Raw genomic sequence first — 413 nt, 5'->3', positions numbered from 1 at the left:
ATCGATGTGCCCCGCAATCCCCCAATTATTGCGCCCTATTCCAGCAAATCCCGCGGGATTCCGTTACCCCACGAAACGGCAAAGCTCCGCGTGCCATGCGCCTTCCAGCGATTCTGCAGGGGCGACCCAGTAGGGTCAGGACCTATTCCGGCGAGACGCGCTGGATGGGGCAAGCGAACAGGCGTAGCTTCAGTGACCGCAGAAGGTAGGCGAGATTCGGGCGATAACGTTGGGCCTGGTCCAGGCCGGGCACCGGTCTGCGTTGGTCAACAGGTCGACTACGCTGCAGCCGAAGGCCTCGCCAGCTTGCGCAAACTCAGGAAGGTAATGTGTTCTCGGCCTTGTCAGCCTCGATACGTCTGATCTGCGCCTGCGTAAAACCCGCCGCCTTCTCCAGCTCACGCTGGGTCCAG

The 413-nt window shown here is 61.5% G+C and carries 1 protein-coding gene; it reads right to left on the bottom strand.

Going from position 1 to position 413, the window contains the following annotated elements; translation table 11 throughout:
- Window positions 1-316: 316 nt before the first annotated feature.
- Window positions 317-413: helix-turn-helix domain-containing protein (locus ACW73L_RS22185; protein ID WP_498924715.1), on the bottom strand; the 97-nt coding region annotated here is incomplete at its 5' end.

Source organism: Methylolobus aquaticus, from assembly GCF_054172105.1.
Note: the sequence above shows the minus strand (reverse complement) of the source record. Positions and strands in the feature narration are given on the sequence as shown.